16 protein-coding genes are annotated in these 19,280 nt (G+C 45.6%); 14 read left to right on the top strand and 2 right to left on the bottom strand.

Annotated elements, in window-relative coordinates; genetic code table 11:
- The first annotated feature begins 130 nt into the window (after window positions 1-130).
- Window positions 131-976, top strand: a complete 846-nt coding sequence (locus tag AB4111_RS10060; protein WP_442031392.1) for a cell wall hydrolase — start codon at window positions 131-133, stop codon at window positions 974-976.
- A gap of 274 nt (window positions 977-1,250) precedes the next feature.
- On the opposite strand, the gene AB4111_RS10055 is transcribed toward AB4111_RS10060, so the two are convergent.
- A complete protein-coding gene (locus AB4111_RS10055; protein ID WP_442031391.1) occupies window positions 1,251-2,465 on the bottom strand; it encodes an MGDG synthase family glycosyltransferase in 1,215 nt (404 codons plus the stop codon).
- Between the two features lie 380 nt (window positions 2,466-2,845).
- On the opposite strand from AB4111_RS10055, the gene AB4111_RS10050 reads away from it, so the two are divergent.
- The 4 genes from AB4111_RS10050 to AB4111_RS10035 all read left to right on the top strand — a co-directional run bounded on the left by AB4111_RS10050 (window position 2,846) and on the right by AB4111_RS10035 (window position 11,568).
- A complete protein-coding gene (locus tag AB4111_RS10050; protein WP_253431525.1) occupies window positions 2,846-3,427 on the top strand; it encodes a TetR/AcrR family transcriptional regulator in 582 nt (193 codons plus the stop codon).
- A 206-nt stretch (window positions 3,428-3,633) separates the two neighbouring features.
- Window positions 3,634-5,916, top strand: a complete 2,283-nt coding sequence (locus AB4111_RS10045) for a YhgE/Pip family protein (protein WP_442031390.1) — start codon at window positions 3,634-3,636, stop codon at window positions 5,914-5,916.
- Window positions 5,917-6,583: 667 nt separating this feature from the next.
- Window positions 6,584-11,182 (top strand): glutamate synthase large subunit, encoded by a 4,599-nt coding sequence (gene gltB, locus AB4111_RS10040; protein WP_442031389.1) that lies wholly within the window; start codon window positions 6,584-6,586, stop codon window positions 11,180-11,182.
- Between the two features lie 230 nt (window positions 11,183-11,412).
- Entirely contained in the window at window positions 11,413-11,568 is a 156-nt protein-coding gene (locus AB4111_RS10035; RefSeq protein WP_215078381.1) for a hypothetical protein, read from the top strand.
- 98 nt (window positions 11,569-11,666) lie between these two features.
- Here the strand turns inward: AB4111_RS10035 and AB4111_RS10030 are convergent, their stop codons facing one another.
- Window positions 11,667-12,035: a helix-turn-helix domain-containing protein gene (locus AB4111_RS10030; protein ID WP_047841965.1), complete on the bottom strand. Its 369-nt coding sequence runs from the start codon at window positions 12,033-12,035 to the stop codon at window positions 11,667-11,669.
- 348 nt (window positions 12,036-12,383) lie between these two features.
- Here AB4111_RS10030 and AB4111_RS10025 point away from each other — a divergent pair, with 348 nt between their 5' ends.
- The 9 genes from AB4111_RS10025 (at window position 12,384) to pssE (ending at window position 19,270) form a co-directional block, all read left to right on the top strand.
- A complete protein-coding gene (locus AB4111_RS10025) occupies window positions 12,384-12,818 on the top strand; it encodes a hypothetical protein (protein WP_442031388.1) in 435 nt (144 codons plus the stop codon).
- A gap of 155 nt (window positions 12,819-12,973) precedes the next feature.
- Window positions 12,974-13,732 carry a tyrosine-protein phosphatase gene (locus AB4111_RS10020; RefSeq protein ID WP_442031387.1) on the top strand — a complete coding sequence of 253 codons (759 nt, stop codon included), beginning with the start codon at window positions 12,974-12,976 and terminating at the stop codon, window positions 13,730-13,732.
- Between the two features lie 38 nt (window positions 13,733-13,770).
- On the top strand, window positions 13,771-14,520 hold the full coding sequence (locus tag AB4111_RS10015; RefSeq protein WP_413405054.1) for a YveK family protein: 750 nt from the start codon (window positions 13,771-13,773) through the stop codon (window positions 14,518-14,520).
- On the top strand, window positions 14,501-15,178 hold the full coding sequence (locus tag AB4111_RS10010; RefSeq protein ID WP_253431545.1) for a CpsD/CapB family tyrosine-protein kinase: 678 nt from the start codon (window positions 14,501-14,503) through the stop codon (window positions 15,176-15,178). Before AB4111_RS10015 ends, AB4111_RS10010 begins: the two co-directional genes overlap by 20 nt.
- Window positions 15,179-15,360: 182 nt before the next feature.
- Window positions 15,361-16,263 carry a UTP--glucose-1-phosphate uridylyltransferase GalU gene (gene galU / locus AB4111_RS10005; protein ID WP_253431548.1) on the top strand — a complete coding sequence of 301 codons (903 nt, stop codon included), beginning with the start codon at window positions 15,361-15,363 and terminating at the stop codon, window positions 16,261-16,263.
- On the top strand, window positions 16,260-16,958 hold the full coding sequence (locus AB4111_RS10000) for a sugar transferase (RefSeq protein WP_036668903.1): 699 nt from the start codon (window positions 16,260-16,262) through the stop codon (window positions 16,956-16,958). Before galU ends, AB4111_RS10000 begins: the two co-directional genes overlap by 4 nt.
- Before the next feature lie 34 nt (window positions 16,959-16,992).
- Window positions 16,993-18,321 carry an O-antigen ligase family protein gene (locus tag AB4111_RS09995; RefSeq protein ID WP_442031386.1) on the top strand — a complete coding sequence of 443 codons (1,329 nt, stop codon included), beginning with the start codon at window positions 16,993-16,995 and terminating at the stop codon, window positions 18,319-18,321.
- The gene (gene pssD, locus AB4111_RS09990; protein ID WP_442031385.1) at window positions 18,318-18,794 is read left to right on the top strand and encodes a PssD/Cps14F family polysaccharide biosynthesis glycosyltransferase; all 477 of its coding nucleotides are present in this window, start codon (window positions 18,318-18,320) and stop codon (window positions 18,792-18,794) included. The genes AB4111_RS09995 and pssD overlap by 4 nt, the downstream gene beginning before the upstream one ends.
- Entirely contained in the window at window positions 18,791-19,270 is a 480-nt protein-coding gene (gene pssE, locus AB4111_RS09985) for a PssE/Cps14G family polysaccharide biosynthesis glycosyltransferase (RefSeq protein WP_442031384.1), read from the top strand. Before pssD ends, pssE begins: the two co-directional genes overlap by 4 nt.
- Window positions 19,271-19,280 lie beyond the last annotated feature (10 nt).

Here is a 19,280-nt window from a genome sequence, read left to right as displayed (position 1 = left end):
TAATCATTTTTATGCCATAAAATCACATTGACATTACGTTTATCCCTATGTAATATTAGCCATCGTTATTCAAATTCTTTTTTTTGGGTTACTTAGATAAGGGAAATGTTTCGACAGGAGGAATCTTCGAATGAACATTATAAGCAAGAATCGTTGGGTAGCACCGATGTTATCAGTGCTGCTTGTATGTATAGTGGGGGTAAATGTCGTTCAGGCGACGGGGAAGTGGAACGAAGCTAGTGATAGTAAACAGATGACCGAACTTGCGGCTTCTGTGCAAAATAACCAAACATCTACGCAAGAAGAGAGGCGCATGATGGAAGATGGGACAAGTCTGTCTACACAAACCGTAGCCTGGACTGAATCTCTGCCAGCGAAGAACTGGTTGACGACTGCTCAAGAAAAGCAGGAATTGCAAGAAGCCAAGGCCAAGAACAAAGCTAGAGCTATAGCTGCGGCCAAAGCCAAAAAAGAAGCTGCACTGAAATTGGCCAAAGTGGAACGTGCCAAAGCGGTGGCTGCTGTAACAACTCCCCCCCAAAAACTATACTTTACGCGGACCAAACTTCTGAACCAGGAAGACTCGAAACTCGCAACCTGGTCATACAGTGTGTCCGATAAAGAACTGCATCTGCTGCAAAAAATCGTCATGGCAGAGGCGGAAGGTGAACCGTACGAAGGCAAAGTGGCAGTTGCCAATGTTGTCTTAAACCGGCTGCGGTCAGCCAATTTTCCCGATACCATTTACAAGGTGATCTATCAGAAATCCCAGTTCAGTCCTGTAGCGAACGGACGTTTGAAACGTGTAGTTCCCAACGAGGACAGTATCAAAGCAGTGAATGCTGCGCTGAACGGGAAGAAGGAAGTTGCCGATGATACGTATTATTTCTTATCATTGACGCTTGCCGATGATCTGACAGTTGCCCGCTCGCAGAAAAAAGTAAAAACGATCGGTCATCATACTTTTTACAAGTAATCGACCCGTAAATTCTGCAAACAGGCAGGGTAGTTAACAGTGTGTGCATCACACGGCCCTTCAAAAAGCCTGAATCGTAGTTTTATTTCGTTATTTAAAATATGGTTATACTCTAAATTACCCTTTTTTCTGCCAAATCATACGGTCGAATCAATGAAAATAAAAGAAGGTTCCCTTCCAATAATTCGGAAGGGAACCTTCTTTATATATCGTGAGGACTTGTCTTGTCCTCTATAACACCTCGTGAGAGCTGTTCTACAGGTCCATAGAGACGTCAGAATGGTATTCTGGTACCTGACAAGGACGTGGCAGCAATTCCGGCTGAGAAGCGCTCTACGGGTGCTTTTGTAACTTCGGCTGTCGTCGGGAATAATAAGTCATGAACAGCTTGGGCGCAACACGTTGGATCATAGGCTGGACGGTTGCCGGTAATATGTGCTACGTTCAGCGGGCTTTCAGCTTGAGTGGATGCCTGCTCACATAGTTGGGTGAAACGTTTGGTGATCACATCGGCAGAGTGAATGACCTGGCCGTATCCGGCTTGTACAAAGTATTCACAGTTCTCTTCCTCTTGACCCGCCAGCGGAGGTATGAACAGCATGGGTAACCGCTTCGCCAACGCTTCGGTACATGTCATGCCACCAGGCTTCGTGATTAGCACATCGGATACATCCATCAGTTTGCTTACTTCACGGGTATATCCCAGAATACGAATATTAGGGTGCTGGAAGCAAGGCATTTCCTTCATCTTTGCAATCATTTTCTCGTTGCTTCCAAGACAAAACACCAATTGAACACGATCTGCCCAGGACGTGAGAGCTTTCATATGATCCTCATCAAAAGAGAGTCCCCAGCCTCCACCCATAAGCAGTGCGGTAGGCATATTCTGAAGCCCCATTTCTTCTCGCAGCGTTACTTTGTCGCCCGCTTCCCAGAAGTCAGGATGCACAGGAATTCCTGTGATTTGAATATGGGAGGGATCAACCCCCCGAATTTCAAGCAATGCTTTGACCTGAGGGGTAGAGACCAGATATTTATTCACTTCCGGATTAATCCATGTTCCATGCACGTCATAATCCGTCACGACGGTATAGAGCGGAATATTCAGACCCTGGCGTTTGAGCCGGGAGATCACTGCATTTGGAAAAGGATGGGTACAGATCACCGCATCCGGTTTCAGTTGGGATACGACCTGTGCTGTCTGTGTATAGAAAATTCGATGCAACGCCAACTTGGTAAAGCCATTTAATGACTTGTTGTACTGTGTGCGGTACAACAGACTGACCAGTTTGGGTTGAACCGACAGTGTCTTTCGATATGCAGAAAAGATTAATGGAGCTACCGTTGGATTTAAAAATTTGCCTAGTTCAATGACACGACTGTGAACATGTGGACTGACTTTTTTGATGCCATGTGCCAGCGCATGAGCGGCCTGAGTGTGACCGGTACCGAATCCTTCCGATAATAAGAGCACTCTTGGTTTTCGCATGAGTTCACCTTTATTCATAAGTTTAAATTCAAGATTAAGATATTTATCATTTATTCTCGCTATGGATTACATTACTACATGAATATACATTGAAGCGCAGAATCATGTTTCATCCATGAATATTTACACCATATATCTTATTCTGAGACAGTCTGACTTCATTTATATACGTATTGTTTGAGTCATCTTACACTATAGACGAGGACAGAAGGAGTTTCCACTGCATTTCGGTTAAAAAAAATTAACACAATTTTTAAAATGTTAGGGTTGCAATCTTATTACCAAGGTGGTAATGTATATTTTGACCGAATGACCGAATTGTATTTTTGGTCATTTATGTAGGACGAATGAACACTGAATGAGATTAAAGGAGGGATACGATGGCTCCGATTGACAGGAGACAGCAGGTTATTCATGCAGCAGCCCAGTCGTTTGCCATGTTTGGATACAAAGCAACCACGATGGATCAGGTCGCCAAGATTGCGAACGTTGGCAAAGGAACGATCTATACGTTTTTCACCAATAAGGAACAATTGTTTGATCAGATTTTGGTAGAAGTCATTCAGGAAATGAAGAACATCGCGCATCGTGAAGTGCATCAGGAAAGTGCATTTTTTGATAATCTGTTTCGGGTGCTGGATGCGTTGTTAGAGTTCCGCCGTGATCACGATCTGCTGGTTAAGCTATCACAGGAACTGAAGGACTTTGGTACACTGCAAGCCAAGGATGGTTTGGACAAAGTGGAGAAGGTCATTTCCGACTTTCTGGCTCGGGAGCTTGAAAAGGCAAAAGACAATGGAGAGATTCGGGATTGTGATCCACAAGTTGTCGCTTTTATGATGATCCGCCTGTATATTGCACTGACCTCAGACTGGAACAAACAACATCAACCGCTGAGCAAAGAGGAAATTAAGACTTACTTTCGCCTTTTCTTAATGGAAGGAATTGCTGCTGTAACGTAATCCGAATTTAATCTACTATAAATAAGGGTTATTATGCGTGCAGAGCAGCGAGGCTTGTCGGAAGACAGGTTTGTTTTTTTGCTCTAAACTGACTGTTTGAGGAAAGTGGTCAGTCCGTGTTTCGGTAATTTTTCTGGAATGCGACATTTTATTTCATTATAGTTATTCCTGCTCATGAAGCAGAGAGATTAAGGGGAGAAAGTGACATGAAATCTTTATCCGTGTTTTTCAAGGATGTGGGATCGGCCGTGAGAAACCCGAAGGTGTTGATCCCTGTTATTGCAATTATGTTTATACCGATCCTGTATAGTGGCATCTATCTGGCAGCTTATTGGGACCCATATGGTCATGTGGATGAGATGCCAGTTGCCGTAGTCAATTTGGATAAAGGTGCAGAGCTGGAGGGCAAATCACTTCATGTAGGTAGTGATCTGGTCGATGAGCTGAAGAAAAATGCTGATTTCAAATGGGACTTTGTCAGTGCGAGTCAAGCCAAAGAAGGCATGAGTAATGACAAATATTATATGCAAATCACGATTCCGGAGAACTTCTCATCCCAAGCAACAACGTTGCTCGATGACAAGCCGGAGCCGGCTGATCTGATCTATGAACCAAACGGCAATTACAGCTTTGTCGGTGCACAGATCGGTAAGACCGCTATTAAGGATCTGAAAGCAAAAGTCTCAGCCAAAGTAACAGAATCCTATGCAGAGACATTGCTCGACAAGTTCTCCGAAGTATCCGATGGCTTGGCGGAGGCAGGTGATGGAGCAGGTGAACTGAATACCGGCGCAGGCAAACTGGATGACGGTGCTGTTAAGCTCAAGGATAACCTGGCGAAGCTTGCATCCGGAACGCTTGAACTTCAGGAAGGACTTTCTCCATTAAGTGATGGCGTTAACGCATTGCACACGGGCGCGACCAAGCTTGAGAGTGGAACAACGAATCTTGTATCCGGTCTGCAACAGCTTCAGGCAGCCGCTTCGAGCCAGCTTCAGAGCGGAGCAGATCAGTTGAAGGATGGCAGCGCCAAGTTGGAAACCGGACTTCAGTCTTCACTGGATGGTACAAGTAAGTTGCAGGCTGGCCTGAAATCGTCAGAACAGGGCAGTGCGAAGCTGTCTGACGGTCTGCAAAGTGCCGTTCAGGGCAGCGGTACACTGGCAACAGGCTTGCAATCGGCTGTAGATGGCAGTGGTAAGGTTGCTGATGGAGCACAGAGCGTAGCCGCCGGATTGAAGCAGCTTGCTGCATCGAACCCGGAACTTGCCGAAAGTGCTGATGTACAGAAACTGCTTGCGGCGAGTGAAGCGGTTGCCGATGGCAGTGCGCAACTGCATGAGAGCGAGCAGAAGCTTGCACAGGGTGCAGATCAGCTGCATCAGGGCAATCAGCAGCTGGCCGCGGGCGCATCCGAGCTTCATGGTGGCCAGAAGCAACTTCTTGCTGGTGCAAACCAGCTGGTGGATGGTCAGCAGCAATTGCTGGCTGGTGCAGGGCAGCTTAGTCAAGGAGGAGCGAAACTCTCCGATGGTCTGAAGCAGTTCAGTGGTAAATTGGGCGATGCTGCAAGTGGCGGTACGTTGTTAGCAAATGGTGCCAAGCAGCTGGGCTCAGGGACAACAGCTTTGCAAACGGGTGTAGGTAAACTCAGTGGTGGCGTTAATTCACTAACCGATGGTTCCAAGCAACTGGGTGATGGCGCGGGCAAACTGGCTGACGGTCTTACCGAGCTAAAAGATGGCTCAAGTGAACTGGCAACCAAGCTGAATGATGCCGCTCAGAAAACATCCGAAGTGAAGAAAACGGATGATGTGGTGAACATGTTCGCTGAACCGGTGAACTCCTCGGAGAACACAGCAGAGAACGTGAGCAATTATGGTACAGGATTGACACCGTTCTTCCTGTCGATCGGTCTGTTTGTAGGATCATTGATTTCCACGATTGTATTGAAAATGCGTGAAACGTCCGTACCGGGTGCAACAGGCTGGAATCGTTTTGTCAGCCGGACACTGGTATTTGGCTCCGTGAGTATTTTCCAATCAGTTATCGTGGCAAGCTTCATGTTATATGGTCTTGGACTGGAGACGCACAGCGTAGGGCTGTTCTATCTGTTTACCATTATTACAGGGCTGACCTTCATGTTGATCGTTCAGGCGCTTGTAACCTGGTTGGATCTGCCTGGACGTTATGTTGTCATTCTGCTGCTGGTCTTCCAACTTGCGGCTAGTGCAGGAACCTTCCCGGTAGAACTGATTCCATCGTGGCTTCAGGCATTTAGCCCTTGGTTGCCAATGACACACAGCATTATGGGCTTCAAAGCCGTTGTATCGAGTGGTAATCTGGATGTGATGTGGCATCAGGCAGGAATTCTTAGTATCTATGCAGGTGTATCCATTCTACTGACGCTTGCTTACTTCCTCTGGAATGGCAGACGTCCGAAAAAAGAAGTCGAACAGGCTGATTCTGGTCAAGTTGTGACGGCATAAGTCGAACCTGATCTTCAGCATAGTCATATTTCTGAAAAAAAACTTTATTTTATTGTAGTGAAATTATGCAATATAGTAGTCAAATAGTGCAAATAGCCTGCAGCCCCAAAAAGGGGTTGCAGGCTATTTTGTATACAAATGCATAAAGAAGTAAAGATTCGCTGGCTTAAGCAGTGAAAATTTGGTTGAATTATGGATAAACGTAGGCTGTACATGGAACGATTTTCTTCTGTCAGCAATTTAATTCAGTTGTACTCTGGTTTAAAAAGTGTATAATTATTCGAAAAAGAGATGAATTTAAACGTCACTACTGTAAAGCTGTACTGCAAAACATTTCTTATCAGAGGTATTAAAAAGTTTAAATTGCGCTGATGTTAGGTCGGTGTTAAAATAATAGAACTATATCAAAAAAACGTCGCTCCATTTCAGTAGCCGTGCCAGCGGCTGCGTGTTGATTTATACATGCTGTTTGCCGGATCGTCCGGATCAGCTCATCTCATTCAATGGCTTCTGCCCAAGGCATTATTTTTGACAGTCTCATGCTGTCACCTCTTCTATCTAGCAGGCTCTATCGCAAGCGAAAGGCCAGCTCCTCCCGTTTCATTGTTGCCTGTTGCCTATGTTCTTGATCTTTCCGAAATACTTCATTATAGAAAGGTTGCGTTCCATGAGACACATCGGATTACCTCCAAAACAGGGTCTGTATGACCCGCAGTTCGAAAAAGACGCATGCGGAATGGGTTTTGTTGCCAACATCAAAGGAGTACCTTCACACGATATCGTTAGTCAGGCACTGACCATGCTCAGTAACATGGAGCACCGTGGAGGACAGGGAAGTGAGCCGAATTCCGGTGACGGAGCAGGTATCCTGATTCAGATTCCACATCGTTATTTTGCACAGGAAGCGGAACGTCTTGGTTTTGCATTACCTGAACAGGGCTTCTATGGCGTAGGGATGTTGTTCATGTCCCAAGACCCCGCCATCCGTAGTGCGCACGAAGAGAGCCTCAAGAAGATTATTGAAGAAGAAGGACAGACGTTCCTGGGTTTCCGGGATGTTCCTACTTTTGATGAAATGCTTGGCCGTTCTGCACTTGCAGCGAAACCTTATGTACGTCAGGTGTTCATTGGAAGATCAGCAGATGTGAAGGATGAGCTTGGATTCGAACGTAAACTGTATGTTATTCGCAGACGCGCTGAGCTGGCTATTCGATATTCGGCAGATGAAGCAGAAGGCGGTTCATTCTACCTGCCAAGCTTGTCTTGTCGCAAAATTGTTTACAAAGGCATGCTGACAACGGAACAGGTGGGAGAATTCTATCTGGATCTACAGCAAGATCTCGTGGAATCTGCGATTGCACTCGTACATTCCCGTTTCAGTACGAACACCTTCCCTAGCTGGGAACGTGCCCACCCGTATCGCTTCATGATCCACAACGGTGAGATCAATACGATGCGTGGTAACGTGAACTGGATGCATGCACGCCAGTCCCTGTTTGAGAGTGAATTGTTCGGTGACGACATCGCCAAAGTGAAACCGGTCATTAACCCGGATGGTTCCGATACAGCGATGTTCGATAACACACTGGAGTTCCTGTATCTGAGCGGCCGTTCATTGCCACACGTGGCAATGATGATGGTTCCTGAACCTTGGAGCACAGATGAGGGCATGGACCCTGCCAAAAAGGCATTTTATGAGTATCACAGCACGATGATGGAGCCTTGGGATGGACCTGCAGCAATGGCCTTTACAGACGGTTTGCAAATTGGTGCAACACTTGACCGTAACGGTTTGCGTCCAGCTCGTTATTATGTAACCAAAGATGACCGCATTATCCTGTCTTCTGAAGTTGGGGTACTTGATATCGCACCTGAAGAGATCCTGTACAAAGATCGTCTGCGTCCAGGTCGGATGTTGCTTGTGGATACACAAGAAGGCCGCATCATCGCTGATGAGGAAGTAAAAGCACTCATTGCAGCCGAGAATCCGTATCAGGATTGGCTCGATGAGCATTTGATGGATCTGAGCGAGCTGCCGGAAGCACCGGAACTTCCTGATCCAAAACATGATAATGTGACCCAGCTTCAGCTGGCATATGGATATACATTTGAAGAGCTTCGCAAAATCCTGGAGCCAATGGCGACAACAGGTATGGAAGCTACAGGTTCGATGGGTTATGATGCACCACTGGCTGTGCTGTCGGATCGTCCGCAGCGCCTGTACAACTACTTTAAACAGATGTTCGCCCAGGTAACCAACCCGCCAATTGATGCAATCCGTGAAGAGATTGTAACTTCTACAGCTACAACCATTGGTCCTGAGCGCAACTTGCTGAACCCTGAACCGGAGAGCTGTCGCCAGATCCGTCTGGATACACCGGTATTGTCCAATGAAGACTTTGCGAAGATTCGCCATGTGCGTCGCCCAGGCTTCCGCTCCATGACGATTCCAATCTTCTTCACTGCTGCGGAAGGAGCAGAAGGACTTCGTAAAGCGATGGAACTTCTCTTCGAAGCCGCAGACCGTGTCATCGACAAAGGTCATAACATTCTGATCCTGTCTGACCGCGGTGTGGACGCAGAGAATGCTGCCATTCCTGCATTGCTTGCTGTAGCAGGTCTGCATCACCATCTGATTCGTCAGGGAACCAGAACGAAAGTCAGCATTATGCTTGAATCAGCAGAGCCGCGTGATATTCACCACTACGCATTACTGCTGGGTTACGGTGTAAGTGCTGTGAACCCTTATCTGGCCTTTGAAACGCTGGATGACATGATTCAGCAAGGGTTGCTGCGTGGCATTTCGCATGAGAAAGCAGTGAAAAACTACATTAAAGCAGCTACCAAAGGCGTTACTAAAGTGTTGTCCAAAATGGGGATTTCTACGATTCAATCGTATCGTGGCGCTCAAATCTTCGAAGCGGTGGGTCTGAAATCAGACTTCGTTGATCGTTACTTTACCTGGACACCTTCCCGTATCGGTGGAATTGGGTTGGAAGAAGTGGCAGCCGAAGCGCTGACACATCATAACCGTGCCTTTACAGAGAAAGACGGTAACGACAAAGTATTGGATTCCGGTGGAGATTATCAATGGCGAAACGATGGAGAAGAGCATCTGTTCAATCCGCAAACCATTCATACGTTGCAACACGCAGTTCGTACCGGGGATTATAAGCTGTATAAAAAATATTCCAAACTTGTGCAAGGTGAGAATGATCAGCTGTTGACCATTCGCTCCATGCTGAAACTGAAACCGGTTGGAGCTTCCATTCCACTTGAAGAAGTTGAATCCGTAGAAGATATCATGCGTCGTTTCAAAACGGGTGCAATGTCCTTCGGTTCGATTAGTAAAGAGGCGCATGAAGATCTTGCCATCGCGATGAACCGTGTTGGAGGTAAGTCCAATACTGGTGAAGGTGGAGAAGATCCGGCTCGCTTCATTAAAGATAGCAACGGGGATTCCCGTCGCAGTGCCATCAAACAGGTCGCATCTGGACGTTTCGGTGTTACATCCAATTACTTGGTTAATGCCGACGAAATTCAGATCAAAATGGCACAGGGAGCAAAACCGGGTGAAGGCGGACAACTGCCAGGACGCAAAGTGTATCCTTGGGTTGCTGAAGTCCGTGGTTCAACACCGGGTGTAGGTCTGATCTCGCCACCGCCGCATCACGACATCTACTCGATCGAGGATCTGGCAGAGCTGATCTATGACTTGAAAAATGCCAATCCGCGTGCTGAGATCAACGTGAAGCTCGTATCGGAAGTGGGCGTGGGTACCATTGCGGCAGGTGTAGCCAAAGGGCGTGCCGATATTATCCTCGTCAGCGGTTATGACGGTGGTACAGGTGCATCACCGCAAGGTTCGATCCGACATGCGGGTATGCCGTGGGAACTTGGTCTTGCAGAGACACATCAAACGTTGATGCTGAACAATCTGCGTGATCGTGTCGTACTCGAAACAGATGGCAAAATGCTTAACGGCCGTGACTTGGCGATTGCAGCCTTGCTTGGAGCTGAAGAGTATGGTTTCTCAACAGCACCACTCGTTGCACTTGGCTGTATCATGATGCGTGTCTGTCAAATGGACACCTGTCCAGTTGGTGTAGCAACACAGAATCCGGAGTTGCGTAAAAACTATATGGGTGATCCGGCTCATGTGGTTAACTTCATGCGATTTGTTGCTGAAGATGTGCGTGAGATCATGGCTGATCTTGGTTTCCGTACTATTCAGGAGATGGTCGGACGTACAGATTGCCTCGAAACGGTAGAAGCCGTAGATCACTGGAAGAAAAAAGGTGTGGATCTGTCTGTATTGCTGCACGTGCCTGAAATGCCGGAAGGCTCTGCACGTTACCGTACACAGCATCAGAACCACCAATTGGAAGAAACGCTGGATATGCAGCAATTGTTGCCACTGGCACAGTCTGCTATTGAATCCGGTCAACCGGTTGAAGCGGTGCTTCCAATTACGAACGTTAACCGTGCAGTAGGTACCATTCTGGGTAGTGAGATCACACGTAAATATGGACTCGCAGGATTGCCTGAAGATACGGTTAAATTCAAATTTGTCGGCTCTGCCGGACAAAGCTTTGGGGCCTTTGTACCTAAAGGCATGACCTTGACCGTTGAAGGGGATTCCAATGACTACGTAGGTAAAGGACTGTCCGGAGGTAAACTTATCGTGATGCCTTCTCCGAAAGCAACGTTTGAGGCCGAAGATAACATCATTATTGGTAACACGGCTCTCTACGGCGCAACAAGTGGTGAAGCGTATATCCGTGGTATTGCGGGTGAGCGATTTGCTGTACGTAACTCTGGCGCCAAAGTAGTCGTTGAAGGTGTAGGAGACCATGGCTGTGAGTATATGACAGGTGGACGTGTCGTTGTACTCGGCGATACAGGTCGTAACTTTGCAGCAGGGATGTCCGGAGGTATTGCGTATGTCTATGATCCAGAAGGCACATTCCTGAAACGTTGTAATCTGGAAATGGTTCTTTTGGAGCGTATCGAAGATGTGGCCGAAAGTGCAGATCTGCGAGGCATGATTCAACGTCATGTTGCCAATACAGGAAGTGCTGTCGGTCAGCGCATTCTGGATAACTGGCAAGATGCGGTGAACCAGTTCGTTCGGGTTATTCCGAAGGACTTCAAGCGTATGACAGAGCAGATTGAACGGGTTCAGGCGACAGGCCTGACTGGAGAAGCAGCACTGCTTGCAGCGTTTGAAGCGAATATGCGTGAACTTGCACGTGCCGGGGGTTAATAACTTCCTTGTTCAAAGGTGGAAGTGCATGAACAGGTTGTATTAAGAATAATAGGAGCTATATGGTTGCCATTTTGGCATCATATAGCTCCTATTTGGTTTTCGACAAAATTAGAACCCCTTCAAAAAACGTTATCGTCATGAGACGACAACATCGAGGAACGTTCTCAAGTATAATAAGGCTAGTTTTGGAGGGCAGGGAAAGTATATAGATAAGAGAGGTTAGCGGAATGAATATGAAGCATCCAAACAGGGACGATCGTAGGCCGACAGGTAAACAAGTCGAAGCAACCCAGATGGACATCATGAAAGTTTTACTGCAATGCGGAATCGACCCGGAGCGTTGGAACCATTTCATATCCTCCGTCAACAACAAGCGTCCTTGACACAATAGATAACCATGGAATGGAGGGGAATAAGGACACAAAAAAAAGCCCAGAAGCCAGAGATATCATCTCTCGGGAACTGGGTCCTCTTTTCGGGTTTAGTCCATGCTGCGTTCCATTCGGACAAACGCAATAAAACGACGTGCCTCTTCTTCCGTTAAGGACTTCCCATCAATCATCAGATCGAAGCGTTCTAACACTTCTTTGTCCGATAACTCCAAGGTATCAACGAATTCACGTACGTCTTCATCCATCACGACATCGCTTTGCTTCGTACGTCCTATAAGATAATCAATAGACACATCAAAGATGTCAGCAAGTCTCGTTAACACTTCGAAATCCGGTTTACGTCGGTTCTTCTCGTAGTGGGAGAGAGCAGCTCTGGTAATATGAATGGAGCTCGCAAGTTCTTCTTGAGTAAGTCCCCGCTGTTCCCGTAATTCAGCAATGCGATTTCCGTAGCTCATAAGCTATTTCCCCCTGAACGACATCAAATATATATTGAAACAATCCTGAGCCAAGTTTTTGATCAGGGCAGCTTTCCTGCAAAAGAGTAACTCCTCATGTGTTTCCATTAACCCATTTCCATTTGTAAATAGGTCTGTCTAAGGACATCTCAAATTGTCGTAAATCAAAAGAACCATGTCCAAATACCGCTTGACATGATACGTATTGTATCGTAAATTGAACGTATGGAGTTACAAAATGTATCATTTGGGATATTTTAAGTATCTCCTTGTTGCCTGGACCATATACCTGTGAGAAGGAAGTAGAAGCAGTCCATGTAGGCGAATCCATTCTAAAGGAATGAAACCATGTATTCAATGATTCAGGAATGGGCTGATATGAAATTAAATGTCCATATGTACATTCAGGAGTTTCATGGGAAAATGGTAGACCGCAAAAGACGCCCTGTTCTGTTACTTGGAATGGACACTCAAGCAATCACATTCCTGAGCGACCTGAACTTGCCAGTATCATCAGAAATGCTCATAGGTTTGGATGTTGAAGATCATCATGTATGTGTAAGACTTCACGCAAGGTTGCAATGGAAACAGCCCTTCGGAGAGCTCACAATGTATCATTCAAACTTGCATATTCAGCACGAACAGAAACTATATATAACTGGACAGTTAAACACAATGCTTACTGAAGTTCAGTTTCCCACGGTTTCCCGTTTACAGTATGAAAAGGCAACAGAGCAGAGGGCTCTGCAGGAAACCTATCATTACATTGATTTCACCATATAATTCCAAGTCGATTCTTAACATTTTCTGAACAAAACATGTACTTAACGCCATTTTACTATATTTCATAGCGTTATGCATTAGTTCTTTAACACCAAAAGCATTTGCGCAATGAATAAAGGGGCGAGGGGGCTCATACTATTTCAGGAAGTTTGGATATGGTTGAAATGCACTGCCACATATTATCCGGTCTGGATGATGGTCCTGTTCGAATGGAGCAGTCCGTTGCGATGGCTGAGAAGGCGGCAGCCTCTGGAATCACCTCCATTATTGCTACTCCGCATCACCTGAACGGGCAATACAACAATGAACCGATGGTGGTTAATCAGGCCGTGGACCTGCTTCATGCAGAACTTCGCAAACGTAACATTCGCCTGGAGATCCGTCCCGGACAGGAGATCAGGGTGCATGACAACCTGATTGGAGACTTATATGCAGGAAAGTGCTGCACACTCGCCGGAAGTCGTTACATGTTGCTGGAACTGCCCTTTGGTCATATTCCCTCACAGTTCCCCAGGATACTGCATGAATTACGAATAGCGGGAATTACCCCTATTATTGCTCATCCGGAACGCAATCGTATCATCTTGAAGAAGCCAAAGTTGTTGGCTGATTACTTGAGTCAAGGCGGACTATGTCAGCTTACGGCTCAATCTTTCACTGGGCTTTTCGGATGGAAAGTTCGGCAGTGGTGTTTTCATTTTTGCAAAGAAAACGGGTTTCATTTCATTTCATCAGATGCACATGATACGTGCAAAAGGACATTTGCCATAAGTGAAGGGGAGCGGGTCATCGAGCGTCGTTTTGGAACCGAAGCCGTTAAGAGGCTGGCAGAGAATGCGTCGCACATCCTATCGAATTCGTGTCTGGTCACGGAACGCTGGAAACCTCGCAAATGGCTACTGTCCATCTGGTAGTTACATAGGATAGATCACAACGTATAGGAGGAATGAAAGTGGAACTGAAAGGATATTTTCGACTCTTACAAAAGAAACTGTGGTTGATTGTTGCAATAGCTCTGGTAGCGGGTGTGGGTGCAGGGGTCAAAAGTATTTTCTTCACCCAACCGATCTATGAGGCAAGTTCCAAGCTTATCGTGAATCAGACCTCTAACGTTCAAGGCCAGGCGATGATGGACTTCAGCATGATTCAAACGAATATCAAACTCATTAACTCCTACAGAGAAATTATAAAATCTTCCGCCATTATGGATAAAGTGGCTACCACGTATCCGGACTTGGGATTAACCTCAGCACAGCTCATGAATAGCACCTCCGTCTCTACAGCCAGCGAATCCCAAGTGATGAGCATAACTGTACAAGGGACTACCTACGAAAAAGCCGCAAAAACGGTCAATGCCATCTCCAACGTGTTCCAATCTCAAATCCCCCTAATCATGAAAATCGATAATGTGGCTATCCTCAGTGAAGCCAAAGTGGATAGTAACGCATCTCCAATTAATATGAAAACCACATTAAGCATCATTGTCAGCCTGTTCGCAGGTCTTGTGCTCGCGATTGCACTCGTATTCCTGATGGATTATCTGGATGACACATTCAAATCCGAAACCGAACTTGAAAAAGAACTGGGCCTGCCTGTGCTTACGGTTATATCCAAAATGAAAAAAGATGATCTGAAAAATACGAAAAATTACGTATCTCAACAGAAAGTGGGGGATGGCAAATATGTCGCGGCTAACCAATGAAAATAACAGTCTGGTGACCTATTTTAACTCCAAATCTCAAATCTCGGAGGGATACCGTAAATTACGGACCAATATTCAGTTCTCCTCAATCGACAGTCATATCAAAAAGATCATGGTGGCTTCGGCCGAAGCCGGCGAAGGCAAGACCACAACCATTAGCAACTTGGCGGTAACCTATGCTCAGGAAGGCAAAAAGGTTCTGTTAATCGATGCCGATCTGCGTAACCCTTCCTTGCACCAGGTGTTTTCCGTACCCAATCATATCGGTCTTAGTAGTGTGCTGTCTAATCAGTACAGTGTGGAAGAAGTGCTCAGAGAGAGCTATATCGATAATCTCCAATTGTTCACTTCTGGCCCGATTCCGCCGAACCCATCCGAGATGATCGGTTCCAACCGGATGAAAAAGCTGATGGAGAAGTTAGAGGATCAATATGATGTCATCATGTTTGACACACCACCGGTGCTCGCAGTAACGGATGCGCTCATTGTGAGTTCGCTGTGTGATGGTGTGCTGCTGGTCGTGAACTCAGGCAAGGTTAAGAAGGAATTGGTGAAGAAGACCAAGGCTGCTCTGGAGCATGTGAATGCACGAATCCTGGGCGCAATCCTGAACAATATCAAAAACGTTGCAGTTCCGGTGGGTTACGGAGAGAAGTAAAGTTCTGTCCGTTGTTCCAGGTAAACAGGTAATGTCTACTGCACCTTTATCACTGTAGGCACTCGGTCATGCTGTGGGTTCAGTGAACCTTAGACGTTAATCGTCGAAGGTATGACGTGAGGACGGGTTAGATGCCCTGGTTCAACTTTTAAACTTAAAAAAAAGAGGATAGGGTGGTATTTATGAAAAAAGTGAGAAAAGCAATCATTCCTGCAGCTGGACTGGGTACACGTTTTTTGCCAGCCACGAAAGCGATGCCCAAAGAAATGCTCCCTATTGTGGACAAACCAACTATACAGTATATCGTTGAGGAAGCCATTGCCTCTGGTATTGAAGACATTATCATCGTAACAGGTAAAGGGAAGCGCGCGATTGAAGATCATTTCGACAACGCTTTTGAACTGGAACATAACTTGCTGGAAAAAGGAAAGCTGGGCCTGCTTGAAGAGGTTCGCAAATCCTCTAACGTGGATATCCACTACATAAGACAAAAAGAGGCCAAAGGACTTGGTCATGCTGTCTGGTGTGCACGTAACTTTATCGGTGACGAACCTTTTGCCGTGTTGCTCGGAGATGATATCGTCGTATCGGAAGTGCCATGCACCAAACAATTGATTGATCAATATGATCAGGTTCAACATTCCATTGTTGGCGTACAAACCGTTCTTGCTGAACAAACAGACAGATACGGTATTGTGGACCCGCTTCAATCGGATGGTCGTTTGACAGAGGTTCTCAGGTTCGTAGAGAAACCTGCCCAAGGCACAGCGCCTTCCAACCTGGCGATTATGGGGAGATACGTACTGAGTCCAGAGATTTTCGAACATCTGGAGCAACAAGAGATTGGTCAAGGGGGAGAGATTCAATTAACAGATGCGATTCAGCGTTTAAATGAGACACAAGGAGTGTATGCTTACGATTTCGAGGGAGTACGTTATGACGTTGGCGAGAAACTGGGATTCATTTTGACAACCATCGACTTCGCTCTGCAAAAACAGGAACTTAGAATTCCAATGCTGCAAGCACTGCAACATATCCTGGAAAAAGAGTCGGTAGAATATGCAGCCGGGGGGGAGTTTGAATGAGTCCATCTCCCCAAACGAAGGAAGCGGAGATTGTTATGGACCCAAGTCTGGGGTACAATGCATCAACGATGTCAGGACAAAATGCGGATAAAGTGTATCTATTTATGAAAAGAATGCTCGATTTGCTGGGTTCTTTCATAGGTTTGATCATTTTGTGCCCCTTGTTTGCGGTCATCGGATTACTAATCAAAATCGAGGCCCCTCAGGGGTCTGTTTTTTTTCGTCAGGTACGGGTCGGACAGAATGGGAAAGAATTTCATATGTACAAATTCAGGTCCATGGTTGCAAATGCTGAAGATTTGCTGGAACAACTGATTGATCAGAATGAAGTGAACGGGAATATGTTCAAAATGAAAAACGACCCCCGCATTACCCGCATTGGCAAGTTCATTCGGAAAACCAGTCTGGATGAGTTGCCTCAGTTGTGGAACGTGTTCAGAGGTGAGATGAGTCTCGTTGGACCCAGACCGGCTCTGCCCAGAGAAGTGAAGAACTACACTTCCTATGACAGACAACGCCTGCAGATGATCCCAGGTTGTACGGGATTATGGCAAGTCAGCGGTCGAAATAGTGTTGGGTTTGAAGAAATGGTAGAGCTGGATCTGACGTATGCCCGTGAACGCAGCATGATGGTGGATATCAAAATTATCTTCAGAACGTTCAAGGTGCTGGTAGGTTCGAAGGATGCGTTTTGAAACACGATTCTGGCTTTGAGGTGGCATAGCAGATATGCAAAAAACAGACTATTTCGCTTCTTCTAGAGGGAATACGTTATATATCATTCTTTCCTCACTGTTCATTATTGGTATGGCAGTATACTTACCATTCATTTCGATCATGGCATTGGCACTACTGATTCTGTTTGGGATATACATGAAACATCCAAGTTGGGTCTATATGATCGTGATCGGTACATTCTCGCTATCGATGGACAAAATCTTCAGAATGCAAATGATGGGTTTTGATGCTTCTTCCTTTTACAAATTGTTGATTCTATTTTTCATACTGCCTATTTTTTTGAGGTATGGATTGAAGAAACAATTCATTTATCCAGCTTTAGCTGTAGGTTATCTCTTTATTCAGAGTTATTTTTTATCTGTCATGCCAGGCAAGATGAGTCCGCTCGATCCCTTTAAAGCCTTTTTGGGATTGGTTGTTCCTTTCCTGTTATTGATGGTGAATTTTCCAAAGGCAGTTAGCCAAAGGATCATCAGAGTGCTGGCCTGGCTTCCGGTGTTTAGTTTGATAGGTGGTCTTATTCTACAGCAATTTGGCATGCTATCCATTTCCAATCTGGAAGGTTCAGGCGTCAGTCGTTTACAGGGGGCCAATATCGCAGCACATTTGGGAATGCTTTGTTTTATTTCGATCTGTGTGTGTCTGATGGAGATTCGATACAAAAATCAGGTGATTTTGAATTATGCTCTTACACTAACCCATTTTATTATTTTGATTCAAACGGGAACCCGGGGGCCCTTACTCGCACTGATTCCCATCGTGTGCATGTATTTATTTGATCATGTAAGGAAATTTGTGAAGGGCAGAACGAGTGCTCTTCTTCCTGTTGTTTTATTTCTGGCAGCCGTCTCCGTAATGGTTGTTTTACAGTGGGATAATTATGAATTGAGGCAGGAGAGCAAGGGATTATCAGGGAGAGACTCTGCCTGGGCCTTTTTCATCAGAAAAGCGAATGAGTACCCTATTTTTGGTCAGGGACTGGGCTCCGCATTGGTTGCCAATGATGGCAGTATCTTTTCGGGCTTTACCGTTCCCCATAATGAATATATTCGCTTTTATTATGATGGGGGATTAGTGGGGGCTTTGCTGATTTTTGGGGCCTTATTATTTGTGTTTAAAAAGGTATATAGCAAGTTGAATCGTCTCGTGAAGCCTTATTTCGTTGGAATGATTGTTGGATTCTCCATCTACTCTTTTGTCGATAACACATTATCCACCATTCATTTAATTGCTCCTTTTTGTGTGTATCTTAATGCGTTATATCAGATCAGTGATGAGAAACATGTTGTCCCTGATAACTCCCAGGAGTTTGTCCATTGAAAGGAGATCATGCAATGAAAGTCTGTCTGGTAAGTTCCACTGGAGGCCATCTGAATCAATTGTTAAACCTGATCCCTGCGGTGGAAGATCATGATTACTTTTTGGTAACGGAAAGAAGTGAAGCAAGTAGCAAATTGAATCTTTCCAATCGAACCTATTTCCTGTCTCAGCAGGAGCGAAAGAATATCTTGTTCCTGTTTATTGTACTGCGCAATATTATGGCTTCGTTGTTCATTTTGCTGAAAGAACGACCCAAAGTTCTGATTACCACTGGCGCCGGAGCTGTGTATCCCATGTGTTTACTTGGGAAATTAATGGGAGCCAAGCTTGTTTTTGTGGAGAGTTACGCCAAAATATATTCGCCGACCCTGACAGGGAGAATGATTTACAAGTTTGCCGATGAATTTTATATCCAATGGGAGACGCTTCAGGAGGCCTATCCGAACGCGAAGTATAGGGGGGCTTTATTTTGATCTTTGTCGTGCTAGGAACACAGCGATTCCAGTTTAACCGTCTGTTAAAAGCCATCGATCATCTCATCCAGGAAGGGCAGATGCCTTCGGACGTCCTTGTGCAATCCGGTTACAGTGAATATAAGCCTCTGCATTATCAACAAAAGCCTTTTTTTAATCAGGAAGAGATGAATGATCATATTGCGAAAAGTGAATTTGTCCTTTCCCACGCGGGAGTAGGGGTTATTACGAGTGCACTGCAGATGAACAAAAAGGTCATCGTGATGCCAAGGCGGAAGGATCATGGGGAGCATGTGGATAATCATCAGCTGGAGATCGCAAAGGTCTTTCAAGATAAAGGTTATATTTCGGTGGCCCAGAATGAAGATGAACTCTACGCATTAATTGCCAACATTGATAAACTCGACTTTCAACCCTATGTGAAAAGTAACTCGCAGTTGCTCTCCTCTATTAAGGGTTATATTAATTCTCTTTGATGGGATGGGT

This window comes from Paenibacillus sp. 2KB_22 (assembly GCF_052115745.1).
Classification (GTDB): domain Bacteria; phylum Bacillota; class Bacilli; order Paenibacillales; family Paenibacillaceae; genus Paenibacillus.
The sequence above is the reverse complement of the archived record's forward strand: the minus strand, read 5'-3'. Positions and strand labels throughout refer to the sequence as shown.